The following is a 14,719-nucleotide window of genomic DNA, read 5'->3' as shown; positions in this document are numbered from 1 at the left end:
CCGCGCCTCACCGTGCCTCGCCTCGCCGTGCCGCGCCGTGCCGCGCCGAACCTTGCTTCACCGTGCCGCCCGGTGCCGCCCCGTGCCCGGTGCCGCCCCCATGCCACCCCGTGTTGCCCGGTGCCGCCCCGTGCGGCCCGGTGTTGCCCCGTCAGCGGAACCCTCCGTCGGACGGTGCGGCTCGTCGCACCGAGCGCCGACCGGAGGCGGAGAACCGGCTCAGGTCCCCGGGTGGGCCAGGTCGATGTCGAGGGCGTCGGTGCCGGAGCCCGTGACGCGCAGCGGGGTGGCGACGGGCGGGTAGCCGCTGGCGATGACGGAGTACTCGCCCGCCTCCAGGTCGGCGAAGGCGTACGCGCCGTACGCGTCGGTCGTGGCCGTCGCGGCGACCGTGCCCGTCGCGTCGACGAGCGTGACGCGGGCGTCCGGCAGTGGCCGCCGGCCGGCTCCGGAACGCACCGCCCCGCGGAGCCGGACGCCCGCGGTGAGGGTGATCTCCACCCGGCCGGGGGCGCCGTCGCCGACCACGACGGGCACGGCGGTGGGCCGGTGTCCCGCCGCGTTGGCGGCGACGGTGAACTCACCGGCGGGCAGCCCGGTGAAGGTGAACTCCCCGCCGGGGCCGGTCTGTTCGGCTCCGAGCACTTCGCCGAGCACATCGGTCACAAGCACCGTGGCGGCGATCGGCAGCCCGTCCGCGCCGCTGACCACCCCGCGCAGGTCCCGCGCGCCGGAAAGCACGATGTCGTACGCGAGAGGCTCGTCGCCGACGACGGCGGTGGCCGCCTGCGGCTGGTGCCCCTCGGCCGCCGCGATCAGTACGTAGGTACCGGCGCCGGGTGCGGCGAGCTCGTACCCGCCGTCGGAACGTACGACTGTCCGGGCCAGTTGACGGCCCGTCATGGAGATCAGGGTGACCGTGGGGCGGGAGGTGCCGGTGGAGCTGTGCACACGGCCGCAGAGGGCGGGACCGGTCTGGGCGGGGGCTCCCTGGGCCTGCTCCGACCGCGTGCCCTGCTCCTTCGCCGGTACGGGGGCCGGTCGCTCGTCCCGGGCGGGGGCCGGCAGCTCTTCCCCGGTGGGGGCCGGGGCCGGGTGGGCCGGCTGCGGGCGGCGGAAGCCGATCAGCAGGGCCGTGAAGATCAGGGCCACCAGGATTCCGGCCGCGCCCACGGTCATGCAGACATGGACGGCATCGGTGAAACTCGCCCCGATCGCACCGAGCGCGGGGCGGGTCGCCTCAGGGGAGAGCCCGAGGTGGCCCGCGGCACCCACGCCGCCCTGAGCGAGCGCCGTGCCCACCCGCTGCTGGTCGGCGACGGGCAAACCGGAGTCCGCGAGGTGCCCGGGCAGGGCCGACGTGAGCCGGCTGGTGAGCACGGCGCCGAGAACCGCGGGGCCGAGGGCGCCGCCGAGCTGGCGCAGGGTGTTGTTGCCCGCGCCCGCCATGCCCGCCAGGTGGTGCGGGACGCTGCCGACGGCGACCGCGCTGATCGGCGTCATCACAAAGCCCATGCCGAGGCCGAACAGGGCGAGCGGCCCGGCCATCGCGCCGAATCCCGAGCCGGGCTCCAGGCCGGTCAGCCACAGCATGGCGCCGCCGACGCCGAGCAGGCCGGCGCAGAGGAGGATGCCCGGGGCGATCTTGCCCATCAGGCGGCCGACGAGTGGGCCGGCGACGACGGAGACGCCGTTGAAGACCAGCATCCGCCAGGCGATATCGAGGACGGAGAGCTGCTGGACGCTGCCGAAGAAGAGACTGAGGACGAAGACGGACCCGATCATCCCGAACATCACGACCGCGTTGACGATGCCGGCGCCGGTGAAGGGGCGTACCGCGAACAGCTTCAGGGAGAGCATCGGCGAGGCGGACCGCAGCTCGGCGACGATGAAGGCGACCAGGCCGAGTGCGGCGGCGACGAACGCCACGACGACGTTGGTCCGGCCCCAGCCGTCGGCGCCGCCGCCCTCGATCACGCCGTAGATCAGGCCGATGATGAAGACGACCGCGGCGATCTGCCCGGGGATGTCGATGGCGCGGCCGTGCGCGGAGCGCGAGTCCTCAAGCAACCGCACGGCGACCAGGCCGGTGACGGCGGTGATGACGGCGGCGGGCAGGAAGATCCAGCGCCAGGTGGCGTGCTCCAGGATGACGCCGCTGATCACCGGGCCGAGAGCCATGCCGATACTCAGGGACGCGGCCCAGGCGGCGATGGCCTTGGCCCTGGCCCGGAAGTCGGGGTAGGCGTGGCTGATCAGGGCGAGCGTGGAGGAGGCGAGAGCCGCGGCACCCGCGCCGGCGACGGCCTGGCCGACCCAGACCTGCTCGACACTGTGGGCGGTCAGGGAGGTCACGGAACCGGCGGCGAACAGGAGCATGCCCGCGAGGTAGGCCTTCTTGCGGCCGTAGAGGTCACCGATCAGGCCGAAGGTGAGGATCAGCGCCGCCATCGGCAGGATGAACGCGTCGGAGACCCATTGCAGGTCGGACGTGGAGGCGCCGAGCCCCTGCTGGATGCGCGACAGGGACACCGAGACGCTGCCGATGGGTACATACGCGGCGAACATCCCGAGACATGCCAGCACCGTGGTCAGAGCCGGACGGGCGACGGCGCGGTGATGGGGGGTGGATATCGCGGACATGGTGAGACGGCCCTCCTGATCGAACGCGATGACCAAGTTATCAGGCGCCTGACAAAGTCCCAAATGGCTGAGACCGGGGTGGGTGAAGGTGGTCCGGTGCTCTCAGCCGGTGGTGCTCTCAGCCGGTTCCGGGCGGATCGGGCCACATACGGGCCACGGGGGAGTCGGGCCCGTCGAAGGCGATGGCGATACGACGCATGCCGAGTGTCAGACGGGCCAGCTCCTCGGGCCCGCCGACCACGTCGGAGAGCTGTTCCACGACTGTTTCGACGAGCTGCCGCCCCTGGGCCATGCCGCGCAGTCCTGCCTCGGTCGGCTCGACCAGCAGAACCCGTTTGTGTACGGCGTGCGGGCGCCGCTCGATCCACCCGATCCGCTCCAGATGCGCGAGCGCGGTGGTCACGCTCTGCGGTGTGATGTTCTGTCCCCGGGCCAGATCCGCCCCGGACAGCGGCCCGTTCTGGTCGAGCGTGAGCACGATCCCGAGTTGCGTCATCGTGACGTCGAGGGGGCGCAGCCGCTCGTTCAGGGCACGGGACACGGCGTTGTTCGCGCGCCACATCGAGTGGTTGAACGTCTGGTTCCACGGCGTGTTGGAGGCGGTCTCCTCCGGGCGGCGGCTCGGCATCTTCAACTCCCTGCGGGCAAACGGCCCCCATCGTAACGGCGGGGGTCACGCACCCGGTTCGGGCCTCGGACTCCTCGAAGGTGGTTGCGACCTGTGGGGCGGCCGGCTTACTCCGCTGTCCAGGGCCGGCCGGGGGCGCCCGGACGAGGGCCGGGCAGCGCGGTGACGCGACTGATCACGAACGCGCTCCGCGGAGACGTCGCCACCGCATGGTTCGACGTCGATGAGGACGCGGCAGCCCCCGGCGCCCCTGACGGTGGCCAGTTGTGGTTTCCCACGGACGGCCGGCTGCTGGGAAGGCAACCGGCCGCCAACGGTCACTCCGTATGGATAGCGCGGGTGGTCGTCTCGTGCAGGTGGGCGTCGATCAAGGCGGTGGTGGCTTCCGGCTGTTCGATGTGCGGAAGGTGGCCCGCCTCGGGGACGACCCGGAGCGTGCCGTTGGCGAAGGCCCCGGCGTATGCCGCACCGTACGCGGGGGTGACGACGCGGTCGCTCTCTCCCCAGATCAGGAGGGCCGGCGCCTGCACACGACCGAGCCGGCGCAGGAGTTTGCGGTCGTGCATGGAGGGGCCGCCCGCGAGGGTGCGCATGGTGGCCAGGTTGGCCTGGCGGCGGGCGAGTTCGTCGGATGGGGTGCCGGCGGGGTCGACGTAGTAGCGGTCCGGGTCGTGCCAGGAGTGTTCGGCCACGCCGCGCGCGTCGAGGGCGAAGAAGTCGGTGATCGGTTCGGATTCGACGTTCACGCCGACGGCGTCGATCAGGATGAGGCCGGTGATGATTCCCGCGGTGTCGCGTACGGCCATCTCGGCGGCGATCCAGCCGCCGAGCGAGGAGCCGATGACGAGGACATCGTGCAGTCCGCGGTCGTGCAGGAGGTGGAGGTAGGTGAGGGCGAGGTCGTCAATGCCGGTAAGCCATTCGGGACGGTGAGTGCCGTCCCAGCCGGGATGTACGGGCGTGATGGCGTGTGCGGTACGGGAGATGTGCCGGGCGAGGCCGGTGACCGTGGCCGGTCCCCCGCCGCCGTGCAGGAGGAGGACCGGCCTGCCGGCTCCGGCCTCGGACAGGGTGAGGTGCAGGTCGGAGCAGAGGGCTGTGGTGGAATCCGTGGGCATGGCTGCAGAGTAACTAAACATCTTTATATAAGCTAGCTTGGTCATGACGTAGGCTTCGGTCTGTGAACGGTGAGCTGCAAGACCTTGGCAGAGCGGTCAAGCAGGCCCAGTACCGGCAGCACCGGGCGCTCGACAGTGCGCTCTCGGCCGTCGGCACCACGCTGGCCCAGTGGGATGCCCTGCGCGCGATCAGCCGCACACCCGGGGCATCGGCCCGGGAGCTGGCCGTGGCGACGTTCCAGACCGAGCAGGCCTTCGGGACGCTGGTCCGCCGGCTGACCGCCCAGGGCACGGTCGAGCGCCGGCCGGGACATGGCCGGCGTATCGAGCACCACCTCACCCCTGTCGGCGAGCAGGTCCTGACGGCCGGCCACAAGATCGCCGACGAGGTCCTCGCCGCCTGCTTCGCCCCCCTGCCCGCAGCGGACCGCGCGACCCTGCTCGACCTGCTCCAGCGCCTCGGCGCGGCAGAAGCCGCATAGACCGACCGTCGCGCCCCCATGGCCAGTTGAGTACGACGATGTGGCCGGAACGTTCACGTCGGGTGCGATGGCCCTGACGGGTTTGGCGACTTCGCTCGCAATCGCCGTCGGGCGAACGGCTGTTCGGTAACGGATTCACCAAACTTCCTCAATCTCTTCGCGCGATGCGCTCATCGGAACAACTTTCGGGTGTCCGGCGTGAGATCGTGATCTGCCGCTGAGCCCGCTGTCGATCCGCGCGGCTCGGCCCCCTTCCTTCTCTTCGAAATCATTGAGGTCAGCCTTCGTGTCCAGTCACCGCCTGTCCAAAAAGAGACGTTATGCCGGGATATCTCTGGCGGGTGTGGCCGTCCTGGCCGGTGGTGCGTTCGCCGCTGAGGCCGCCACCGCGAGTACGGTCTCCCGGCCCGCGCCGAAGATCTTCACCGGGCATGCCTTCGACACCTGCACCGCTCCGTCGCTGACCGCCATGAGGGGCTGGTACGCCACGTCGGTCTACCGCGGCGCCGCCGTGTACGTCGGCGGGAAGAACCGGGGCTGCGCCCAGCCGAACCTCACCGCCTCCTGGGTCAAGTCCGTGAGCGCCACCGGCTGGAAGCTGATCCCGCTGTACGTCGGTGCGCAGCCGCCCTGCCAGACCAGTAGGAACCCCGAGAAGATGACCGCGTCGAACGCCACATCGCTGGGGGCGTCCGACGCGTCCGACGCGGTGGCGAAGGAGGCGGGGCTCGGGATGAAGGCCGGCAGCCCGGTCTACCTCGACATGGAGTACTTCGACCCGAAGAACACGTCCTGCGTGAACACCGTCCTCGCCTACATCCGGTCCTTCGACAAGACCGTCAAGGCCAAGGGCTACTGGTCCGGCTTCTACGGCTTCAGCAACTCCAGCGCCGCGGTCGTCGCCAACGCGAAGTCCCGTACGGACCTGCCGGAGATCCTCTGGTACGCCCGTTACGACGACGTCTACTCGACCACCAAGGGCTTCCCGTACGCCTCGAAGCTCTACACCGGGCACCGCCGCGGCCACCAGTTCGCCGTCAACAAGAAGGTGACGCACACCGGGGGCACGCTCACCATCGACCGCGACGCCTGGGACGCGCCGGTCGCGGTCACGGCGTCATGAACGGCCGTCGGAAGCGCCAGGTCGTGGACGCCGCGACGCCATTGCTCGGGGCGGGGGAGCAGATCGAATTCACGGGGCTGGCGAAGACCGGGACCGTGTCGGTGAAGCGTCAGGTGCTCACCAGCGCGGTGGTCGGGGTGCTCAGTGCGGGCACTGTCATCGCCACCGTCCAGCCGCGGCCCATGTATCTGGCTCTGACGGACCGGCGCCTGATATTCCTCGACGGCGCCACCACGAGCGGTAAGCCGGGGAAGCCGCTGATGTCGCTGGAGCGCGAGCTCATTGCGGCAGCGCCGTTGAGCGGGGCCCTGCTGGGGCTGGGACTGAAGACCGTCCTCACCGTCCAAGGCGAGCCCGAGGGGCTGAAGTTGGTGTTCCCGCCCGCTTTCAAGGCCGGTGGCCGCGATCTCGTCGCACGGCTCCGGCCCGCCGCCTGAACGGCTGTTGCCGCGTGCTCCCAAGGTGACGGGCTTCGCTCCGCCGGAAATCCCGGTGGGGCGGAGTCCGTCGTGGGGGGCGTGCTTCGGGCTGTCAGTCGGCAGTACATGGACTTCCTTCTCCGTCCGCCTGTCGTCCGCCCTCTCCTTGTCCGGTGGCGCTGACGCGGGCAGAGGCTTTCAGCCGCCGGTACGGCGAAGCGCCTTCCGGACCCTTCCGGGCTGCGGATATGGCGAAGCGCCTTCCGCTTCCGGTGCTTCCGGTGCGGCGTACCGGCTTGTCCGCCGTGTGACGCCGGTCCGGTTCAGTGGGCCGGCCGCCCGGTCGACGATGACTTCGCCGGCGAGGTTGTCCGCGCGAGCGCCGGGGCGGCGGTGAACAGCGCAAGGACCGTGGTGCGGACCTGCTCGGCGACCGTGTCGGGGGTGGCGGTGTCGAACTTGCCGTCGAGGTGCAGGAAGGCCAGGCCGTGGACGAGTGCCCACACCGAGGTCCACAGCGCCTCCGGGTCGACGCCGGGGAAGGTGCGGCGGACGATGGCGCGGACGTATTCCGAGAGGGTCGCGGTCGCGGCGGCCCGCTCCTCGTTGCCGGGGTCGCAGGGCTCGGCGAACATCGCACGGAACAGCGCCGGATGGTCGACTGCGAAGCGGACGTACGCGACTGCGACCGCCGCGAGTTCCTCGGGGGTCGTGGGTGCGGAGTGGGCGGCGGCCAGGTGCTCGGTGAGTTCGCGGTAGCCCTCGGCCGCGACCGCGGAGACGAGCGCTTCGCGTTCCGGGAAGTGCCGGTAGGGGGCGGTCGGTGACACGCCTGCGCGCCGCGCGACGGCCCGCATCGACAGTGCGGAGCTGCCGTCCTCCTCCAGCAGCTCGCGCGCGGCGCGCAGACAGGCGGCGCGCAGGTCGCCGTGGTGGTAAGCGGTCGCCTGTGGCACAGGTCACTCCCTCTCGTGTGTGCGGTGCTTACATTCTCTGGTTAATGTGAGCACTGACCACATTCTAGGCGATCGTTTCATTCCTGTCGGTCGAGCTTCCCATCGGCTGAGCAGAGTAGAGAGGGAATCGGATGACCAGCGAGCTGTTCTCGCCGTTGTCCCTGCGCTCCGGACAGGTGCTGGGCAACCGGATCGTGAAAGCGGCCATGGAGGAGAACCTGGCCGATGAGGGCCAATTGCCCGGCCGGCACCTTCTCGCGCTGTACCGGCGCTGGGCCGCGGGCGGTACCGGGCTGCTGATTACCGGCAACGTCATGGTGCACGCCGAGGCGCTGACCGGTCCCGCGGGTGTCGTGCTCGACGAGGCCGCGCCGTTGCGGCCGTTCGCCGAGTGGGCCGAGGCGGGCAAGTCGGGCGGTGGGGCGATGTGGATGCAGATCAACCACCCTGGCCGCCAGGTGCAGGCCGGAATGCCCGGCGTGGTGTGGGGTTCTTCCGCGGTCGGGGTCGATCTGGGCCGGCACAGCGGCCGCTTCGGTCGTCCCGTCGCCATGACTCCTGAGCAGATCGATGCCACGGTGACCCGGTTCGCGGTGACGGCCCGCCGCGCCGAGGAGGCGGGCTTCGACGGCGTGGAGATCCATGCCGCGCATGGCTATCTGCTGTCGCAGTTCCTCTCTCCGCTGGTCAACAAGCGGACCGACGCATGGGGCGGGTCGCTGGAGAACCGGGCCCGGCTGCTGCTGGACATCGTCCGGGGCGTGCGCGCCGCCGTCCGGCCGTCCTTCGGGGTCGGCGTGAAGCTCAACTCCGCCGACTTCCAGCGCGGCGGATTCGACACCGACGATGCGCGCCAAGTGATCGAGATGCTTGCGCCGCTCGGCGTCGATCTGGTCGAGCTGTCCGGCGGCAGCTATGAGAGCCCGGCGATGACCGGCCGCCCCGCCGATGCGCGTACGCGGGTCCGCGAAGCCTACTTCCTCGATCTGGCGAAGGACCTGGTCGAGGTGAGCCCGCTGCCCCTGATGCTCACCGGCGGCATCACCCGCCGGGAGAGCGCGGAGAAGGTCCTCGACAGCGGGGTGGCGCTCGTCGGCATGGGCACCGCCCTTTCCGTCGCCCCGGACCTGCCCGACCGCTGGCGGAACGGCCGCGAGGCCGACCGGCAACTTCGGCCGGTGTCCTGGTCCGACAAGGCCCTCGCCTCGGCCGCCGTCATGGCTCAGGTCCGCCACCAGATGCGGCGCATCGCTCACAACCGGCCCCCCAGGCCCGGTACCCACCCGGCGTGCGCCCTGCTCGGTGAGCAGGGCCGCCAGCGACTGGCCCTGCGCCGATACCGCGCCTGGCTGGCCGCATCGCGGCAGCGCACGGGTGCGAGCGCGGGCCGGACCGCGTGACTGCTCGGCCCGGCCGGGATGTGTGACCGCTGTGCTCGGCCGGGCACAGCGGCACCCGCCTCTCCGGAGCGCCGGGCCGGTCCCCACTTCGGCCCGGGAGCGTACCGGCGCGAGTCCGCGACAGTTTGCGCATCGCGGGCGAAAGGCGACGATGGATGGGGCGATATGTGCTGGATGGGGCGGAATGCGCCACCCTGTCCGGCAGGCGCCGCATGGTATGTGGAGCGCGACAGGGTACGTACCCGGGACAGGGAGCAGTCATGACCGAGATGCCGCCGCCCATCACCCCCTACCTCGAACCCGCCGCACGGGAACTGGCCGAGGCGACCGACCCGCATCCGCGGATCTACGAGGTCCCCCCGGAGCAGGGACGCCAGATCCTCCTCGACCTCCAGAGCGACACCAGTGTGGGCCGCCCGGATGTCGACGAGGAGTGGGTCGACGTGGATGCCGGGCAGTGGGGCACCGTCCGTACCCGCGTCATCCGGCCCAAGGGGGCGAGCGGGCCACTGCCGGTGGTCTTCTTCATCCATGGCGCCGGCTGGGTCTTCGGTGACGACAGGACCCACGACCGCCTCTTCCGTGAACTCGTCGTCGGTGCGGGCGCCGCGGGCGTCTTTCCCGTCTACGACCGGGCCCCGGAGGCCAGGTACCCCACCCAGGTGGAACAGAACTACGCCGTGGGCCAGTGGGTCCTGGCGCACGGCGCGGAGCACGGCCTGGACGCCTCACGTGTAGCCGTCACGGGCGAATCGGTGGGCGGCTGCATGTCCGCAGTGTTCGCGCTGATGAACAAGGAGCGCGGCGGGATCGACCTCAAGGCCCAGGTCCTGCTCTACCCGGTCACCAACGCCGACTTCAACACCCCCTCCTACCTGCAGTTCGCCGAGGGGTACTACCTCACCCGCGACGGCATGAAGTGGTTCTGGGACGCCTACATCACCGAACCCGCCCAGCGCGCCGAGATGTACGCCTCCCCGCTCAGGGCCCCCTTGGAACAGCTGCGGGGACTGCCTCCCACGCTGGTCATCACGGATGAGGCCGACGTGCTGCGGGACGAGGGCGAGCAGTACGCCAACCGGCTGCGGGAAGCCGGCGTGGACGTCACCTCGCTGCGCGTGGCCGGGATGGTCCACGACTTCCTCCTCCTGGATAGCCTGCGCGACACCCGCGCCGCCAATGTCGCCCGCACGCTCGCCGTCCACGCCCTCGCATCGGCGCTGCACACTCCCTGAGAGAACCCGGGGCCGAGCTGTCCCGAGGCGGCTGAGCCGGGCCGTCCCCGTACGCTGATTCCGGCGTGCACGGGGACGGCCGCCGTCTGCTCCAGGAACCGGAAGGAAGCCGTGAGCGGGAGCGGTTCAGTGGGGGTGGGGGGAGACGGCGGACGCGCTCAACTCCCGTGAACGGTAAGGACGTAGCCCTCGGGGCCGACGAAGGAGAACACCGGGCCGAACGGGCTGTCGGAGACCGGTGTGAGGATCTTGACGCCCGCCGCTGTCAGCTTCTCGTGCAGTGCCGGGGCGTCGGACGTGGAGAACCACAGGGCGACGCCGAGCCCCGGGCGGCCCGCTTCCAGGTCGGTGCCGGGCAGCGGCTCGCGGACCGCGAACGGGCAGGGCTTGGTGTCGAAGACGACCGCGCCGGGCGGGGCGGCGGGGGTGCGGCGCAGTCCGAGCTGCTCCTCGAAGAAGGCCGCGGCTGCTGCCACGTCGCGGACCTGCAGGGCCACGAAGTCGGGGCCGTCGATGCTGAGGGACATGCGATGTTCTCCTGTTCGGCCGGTGGTCCGGCCCGTGGTTCAGTCGGTGGTTCGGCCAGTGGGGGTTGGTGGTTCGGCTTGTGGCCGGGCGCTCGGGCAGGCGTGCGCTCGCACCCGGCACCCAGTCGATGTCAGTACTTTGACATAGTGGAAGCTAGCGAACCCGTCGAGAGGTTGTCAAAGCATGGACATCCAGGGCCGTGAACCGGTCGATCCGCACCCCGCCGAGAACGTCACCGAGCATGTCGGGTACCGCCTCAAGCGCGCCCACGCGGGTCTGCGCGGCGCCATGGACCGGGCGCTGCGCGCCCACGGCCTGACCGTGCCGCAGTACTCCTGCCTGGAGGTCCTCGCCGCCCGCCCGGATCTGTCCAACGCCGAACTGGCCCGCGCCACGTTCGTCACCCGCCAGTCGATGAACGTCGTTCTGCGCGGTCTGCTGGACGCGGGTCTGACCGCCCGCCCCGACACCGTGGAGACCGGCCGCGCCCGCCCGGTCAGGCTCACCGATGAGGGGCGCCGGCTACTGACAGCCGCTCAGACCTCGGTGTACGCCATCGAGGCCCGCATGATCCGGGCCGTTCCCGGGGACCGTCTGACCGTCCTCCTCCAGGACCTCGACGGGATGGCGCGGGCGCTGGAGGAGTGACCGTTGAAGGAGTGAACGTTGGAGGAGTGGCCACCGCTGGAGGAGTGGCCCGTGCCGCGGCACGGTGATCCGGGTGCGGCTGCGTCAGTCCTCGTGGGAAGGCCGAGCCGTGCGCCCCGGGGACCCGCCGGGAAACGCCTTAGGCTCGCTCATGTGCCCGAGATCAACGAAGCCCCGGCCGAGGGCACCGAGGAGTCGTCAGTGCGGTGTCCCGGCTCCGGGTACGCCGCACGGCTTGCCACGTGCACCGCCGTGGCGACCCGCCTGTCCCTGCTGAGCGACCGCCGGCTCGGGGAGCTGGTGGCTGCCGCCGGTCCGCTCGGGACAGGGATCGGTGGCCGGGCGGCGGAGGCGGACATCGACGGTACGCGGGTCTTCGTCAAGCGGGTCCCGCTCACGGACATCGAGTTGCGGCCGGAGCACACGCGGTCGACGGCGAACCTGTTCGGGCTGCCGGTGTTCTACCAGTACGGGGTCGGCTCGGCCGGGTTCGGAGCCTGGCGGGAGCTGGCCGTACACGTCATGACCACCAACTGGGTCCTCGGGAGGGAGTACGAGGGCTTTCCGCTGATGTACCACTGGCGTGTGCTGCCCGACTCTCCTCCCCGGGGTTTCACCGACGAGTTCGGTGGCATCGACGGGGCGGTCGCGCACTGGGAGGGGTCACCGGCCGTACGTGCGCGGCTGGAGGCCATCGGCCGGTCCTCGTTCAGCCTGGTGCTTTTCCTGGAACATGTCCCGCACACACTCGCCGACTGGCTGCACGGCTACCGGGCCGCCGGTCCGGGGGCGGGGGCGGGGGCGGGGACGCCGTACCCCTGGATCGATGAGGAACTGGCGCGCGGGAGCGACTTCATGCGCTCGCGTGGACTCGTCCACTTCGACGCCCACTTCGCCAATGTCCTGACCGACGGCCGGCGGCTCTACTTCGCGGATTTCGGGCTCGCCCTGAGTTCCGGCTTCGAACTCCGCCCCGCCGAGGCGGAGTTCCTCTCCAGCCATCTCCTCTACGACCGCGGCCACACGGCAGGCCATCTGCTCCGCCACCATCTGCCGGACGGCCTGCGCGGCGGCAGGGAACACGAGGTGTTCCTGCGGGAGTGGATCACCGGCCACCGGCCCGACGACGTACCGGCCGAGATCGCCGCGATCATCGACCGGCATGCCAGGACCGCCCTGGTCATGGACGAATTCCACCGCCGCCTTCTCACCGGGAGCAAGCGGACGCCCTTTCCGGCCGCCGAGATCGAGCGGGCCCTGGGCGCTGCCACCGGGCCGGGGCGGAGCGGTCCATCGGCGGGTCCGGGGCACTGAGGGGGCGGGGGCTCGTTCCCCGTACGCGTGAGGGGCTACTCCGCGTCCGCGAGGAAGACGTCGCTCATCGAGGCGAACTTGCTGCCTTCGATGTGCTGCCCCTTCTTCTTGCTCATCGGGGAGAAGGCGCTGGTCTCGCCGGTTTGCATATACGACTTGAGGTAGGCGGACTGGCCCTTCGACTTGGCGGCCGCCAGGTCGAGCAGCGGCTGGTAGTCGGCCTGTGTGACGGCGTTCATGATGGCGAAGCGGTTGGCCTGGGCGGCCGCCGCGTGGAGGCCCGCCATGGCGCCCTTCGCCTTCTCCTGGCCGTCCGCGTCGAGCGGGAACCGGGCGGGCACCGTCAGCTTCACCACGGGTCCTGAGCCGCCGGTCTGGGAGAGCTCCTTGCCCGAGCCGACGTTGAAGTTGACCGAGATGACCGTGTAGCCCGCCTCTCCGGCCGCCGAGAGGAAGCCGGGGGAGTGCTGGTTCTCGTTGGTGATACCGCCGACACCGCCGTGGGTGGGGTTGCCCCAGGCGGCCGCCGGGTTGCCCGTTCCGACACCGATGAAGAGCAGTACCTCCTTCTCCGGGTCCTTGGCCCGCGCCTCCTCCATGACCTTCTGGACCTCTTGGGCGGCCTCGGTGAGCAGCCGGACGTCGTCCTCGTCGAGCGAGCCGCCGAAGCCCGTCGACTCGCCCTTGGGCGTGTTCCGCATCTCCGCCCTCTGCACCGCCTGCGCGGGCCTGGCGGGCTGCCGCCCGTCCGTTCTGGCAGCTGTCACCGCGCGAGCCACCGCTGCGTTCCCCGCGGTGCGCTGCAGGTTCAGCAGGGGGGCCGCGGGTCCGCCGGTCCGTGCCGACGGGCGGACGACCGCCGAGCGGTCATGGGCTTGGCCGGTGGCGTGCGAGGGGTGTGCGTCACGGCGGTGCACGGTGGTTCCTTCCACAAGGGCGGTGGCTGGGGCCATTCTCCTCCGTTCCGGCCTACTGGGAAGGGGCTTGGGGTGTGCTGTGAGGGCAGGGTTTGTGCCCTTGCGGCACACACACCGTGGCTCAGCCGTGCCCGCCCCGGGGCTCAGGGCCGCCCATCATGCGGAGCATGGCCCGGCCGCCCGTCCGGAAGAACCGCACCAGGAGCGCGGCGCCCAGAGCCAGGAAGACGATGTTCAGCCAGGTCGTGTAGTTCCAGCCGACACCGCCCGACGGAATGCGCGCGTCGGCCCGGTCGGGGACGAGTCCCAGGCCGCCGAAGGCGAACTCGACGACGTAACCGGCGACGACCATGGCCACGTAGAAGGCCACGAGCAGGAAGGCCGTCATCCGTGCCCCGTAGTACTTCCGGTAGATGTTGAGGATCGGCAGGATCAGCAGGTCGGCGAAGATGAACGCCAGGACGCCGCCGAAGCTGATGCCGCCCTTCCACAGCACGACCGCGAGCGGCACGTTCCCGATGGAGCAGACGAACGAGGCCATGGCGACCAGCGGGCCGATGACCGGGCCCCACAGCCGGGCCGCCAGGGGGTGGCCGTCGAAGAAGAAGCCGCGCCAGAAGGAGTCCGGGACCCAGGCGGCGATGGCCCCGGCGACGAGCAGGCCGATCACCAGGTCGCGCAGGATCGCCGCCCACTCCATCACGAAGACGTGTGAGGTCGCCGTGAAGCCCTCCCGGGAGAACAGCCGCCGCGTGAAGGATCCCTCCCGCTGGACGGACATGTCCATCGCGGCATGGCCCTCCATCGAACCGGCCAGACCGTGTCCGGCTTGTTCGCGCGCCTGCTCCAGCAGTCCCTCCCGCAGGAGCAGCCGGAAGAGCAGCGCCAGCACGACGATCATGAGGGGGCCGCCGGTGAACTCGGCCGCGGTGAACTGCCAGCCCATCAACAGGGCGAGGATCACGCCGAGTTCGACCACCATGTTGGTCGAGGCGATCTCGAAGGCCATCGCCGCGGTGAAGTCGGCGCCCTTGCGGAACAGTGAGCGCGCGAGCGCCACCGCGGCGTACGAGCAGGACGACGAGGCCATACCGAGTCCGGCCGCCACGGCGAGGGTGCGGGGGCGGTCGTCGCCCAGGAGGGAGACGACGGTGGACTTGCGTACCACCGCCTGGACGACGGCGGAGAGCGTGAAACCGAGGATCAGGGCCCAGGTGATCTCCCAGGTCATGGAACCGGTGATGGACAGGGCGTGCAGGACGGCGTGCATCCCCGAAGCCTTCACCCTGCGGTGGATTCCGGGCGGTG

The 14,719-nt window shown here is 70.8% G+C and carries 14 protein-coding genes; 7 read left to right on the top strand and 7 right to left on the bottom strand.

Translation table 11 applies throughout. From position 1 onward, the window contains the following. Positions 1-219: 219 nt before the first annotated feature. The 3 genes from ACFXBC_RS17795 to ACFXBC_RS17785 form a co-directional block, all read right to left on the bottom strand. Complete coding sequence (locus tag ACFXBC_RS17795) at positions 220-2,643, bottom strand: MFS transporter (RefSeq protein ID WP_385024576.1); 2,424 nt, start codon at positions 2,641-2,643, stop codon at positions 220-222. Positions 2,644-2,761: 118 nt separating this feature from the next. Beyond that, positions 2,762-3,271: a MarR family winged helix-turn-helix transcriptional regulator gene (locus ACFXBC_RS17790; protein ID WP_385024574.1), complete on the bottom strand. Its 510-nt coding sequence runs from the start codon at positions 3,269-3,271 to the stop codon at positions 2,762-2,764. A 317-nt stretch (positions 3,272-3,588) separates the two neighbouring features. Further along, positions 3,589-4,389 (bottom strand): alpha/beta fold hydrolase, encoded by an 801-nt coding sequence (locus tag ACFXBC_RS17785; RefSeq protein ID WP_385024572.1) that lies wholly within the window; start codon positions 4,387-4,389, stop codon positions 3,589-3,591. 62 nt (positions 4,390-4,451) lie between these two features. Here ACFXBC_RS17785 and ACFXBC_RS17780 point away from each other — a divergent pair, with 62 nt between their 5' ends. From ACFXBC_RS17780 to ACFXBC_RS17770, 3 genes are all read left to right on the top strand, one after another. Next, positions 4,452-4,871, top strand: coding sequence for a MarR family winged helix-turn-helix transcriptional regulator (locus tag ACFXBC_RS17780; RefSeq protein WP_385024570.1), 420 nt, complete (start codon positions 4,452-4,454; stop codon positions 4,869-4,871). 286 nt (positions 4,872-5,157) lie between these two features. Further along, positions 5,158-5,994: a glycoside hydrolase domain-containing protein gene (locus ACFXBC_RS17775; RefSeq protein ID WP_385024568.1), complete on the top strand. Its 837-nt coding sequence runs from the start codon at positions 5,158-5,160 to the stop codon at positions 5,992-5,994. Between the two features lie 23 nt (positions 5,995-6,017). Further along, a complete protein-coding gene (locus tag ACFXBC_RS17770) occupies positions 6,018-6,431 on the top strand; it encodes a hypothetical protein (protein ID WP_385024566.1) in 414 nt (137 codons plus the stop codon). A gap of 305 nt (positions 6,432-6,736) precedes the next feature. On the opposite strand, the gene ACFXBC_RS17765 is transcribed toward ACFXBC_RS17770, so the two are convergent. Further along, entirely contained in the window at positions 6,737-7,369 is a 633-nt protein-coding gene (locus tag ACFXBC_RS17765) for a TetR/AcrR family transcriptional regulator (protein ID WP_385024564.1), read from the bottom strand. A gap of 131 nt (positions 7,370-7,500) precedes the next feature. Here ACFXBC_RS17765 and ACFXBC_RS17760 point away from each other — a divergent pair, with 131 nt between their 5' ends. Together ACFXBC_RS17760 and ACFXBC_RS17755 are read left to right on the top strand one after the other, a co-directional pair. Then, positions 7,501-8,769: an NADH:flavin oxidoreductase/NADH oxidase family protein gene (locus ACFXBC_RS17760; RefSeq protein WP_385024563.1), complete on the top strand. Its 1,269-nt coding sequence runs from the start codon at positions 7,501-7,503 to the stop codon at positions 8,767-8,769. Between the two features lie 260 nt (positions 8,770-9,029). After that, on the top strand, positions 9,030-10,004 hold the full coding sequence (locus ACFXBC_RS17755; RefSeq protein ID WP_385024561.1) for an alpha/beta hydrolase: 975 nt from the start codon (positions 9,030-9,032) through the stop codon (positions 10,002-10,004). 158 nt (positions 10,005-10,162) lie between these two features. Here ACFXBC_RS17755 and ACFXBC_RS17750 read toward each other — a convergent pair whose 3' ends face one another. Continuing rightward, positions 10,163-10,531 carry a VOC family protein gene (locus ACFXBC_RS17750; RefSeq protein ID WP_385024559.1) on the bottom strand — a complete coding sequence of 123 codons (369 nt, stop codon included), beginning with the start codon at positions 10,529-10,531 and terminating at the stop codon, positions 10,163-10,165. Positions 10,532-10,715: 184 nt separating this feature from the next. Between ACFXBC_RS17750 and ACFXBC_RS17745 the strand changes: the two genes are divergently transcribed. After that, positions 10,716-11,180, top strand: a complete 465-nt coding sequence (locus tag ACFXBC_RS17745; RefSeq protein WP_385024557.1) for a MarR family winged helix-turn-helix transcriptional regulator — start codon at positions 10,716-10,718, stop codon at positions 11,178-11,180. Positions 11,181-11,381: 201 nt separating this feature from the next. Further along, on the top strand, positions 11,382-12,494 hold the full coding sequence (locus ACFXBC_RS17740) for a protein kinase family protein (protein ID WP_385024622.1): 1,113 nt from the start codon (positions 11,382-11,384) through the stop codon (positions 12,492-12,494). 35 nt (positions 12,495-12,529) lie between these two features. On the opposite strand, the gene ACFXBC_RS17735 is transcribed toward ACFXBC_RS17740, so the two are convergent. Beyond that, a complete protein-coding gene (locus tag ACFXBC_RS17735) occupies positions 12,530-13,411 on the bottom strand; it encodes a hypothetical protein (RefSeq protein WP_385024555.1) in 882 nt (293 codons plus the stop codon). Positions 13,412-13,532: 121 nt separating this feature from the next. Then, positions 13,533-14,681: a permease gene (locus ACFXBC_RS17730; protein ID WP_385024553.1), complete on the bottom strand. Its 1,149-nt coding sequence runs from the start codon at positions 14,679-14,681 to the stop codon at positions 13,533-13,535. Between the last annotated feature and the right edge of the window lie 38 nt (positions 14,682-14,719).

It is taken from the genome of Streptomyces sp. NPDC059398, from assembly GCF_042751845.1.
Lineage (GTDB): Bacteria > Actinomycetota > Actinomycetes > Streptomycetales > Streptomycetaceae > Streptomyces.
This window is presented reverse-complemented; position numbering and strand designations above follow the sequence as displayed.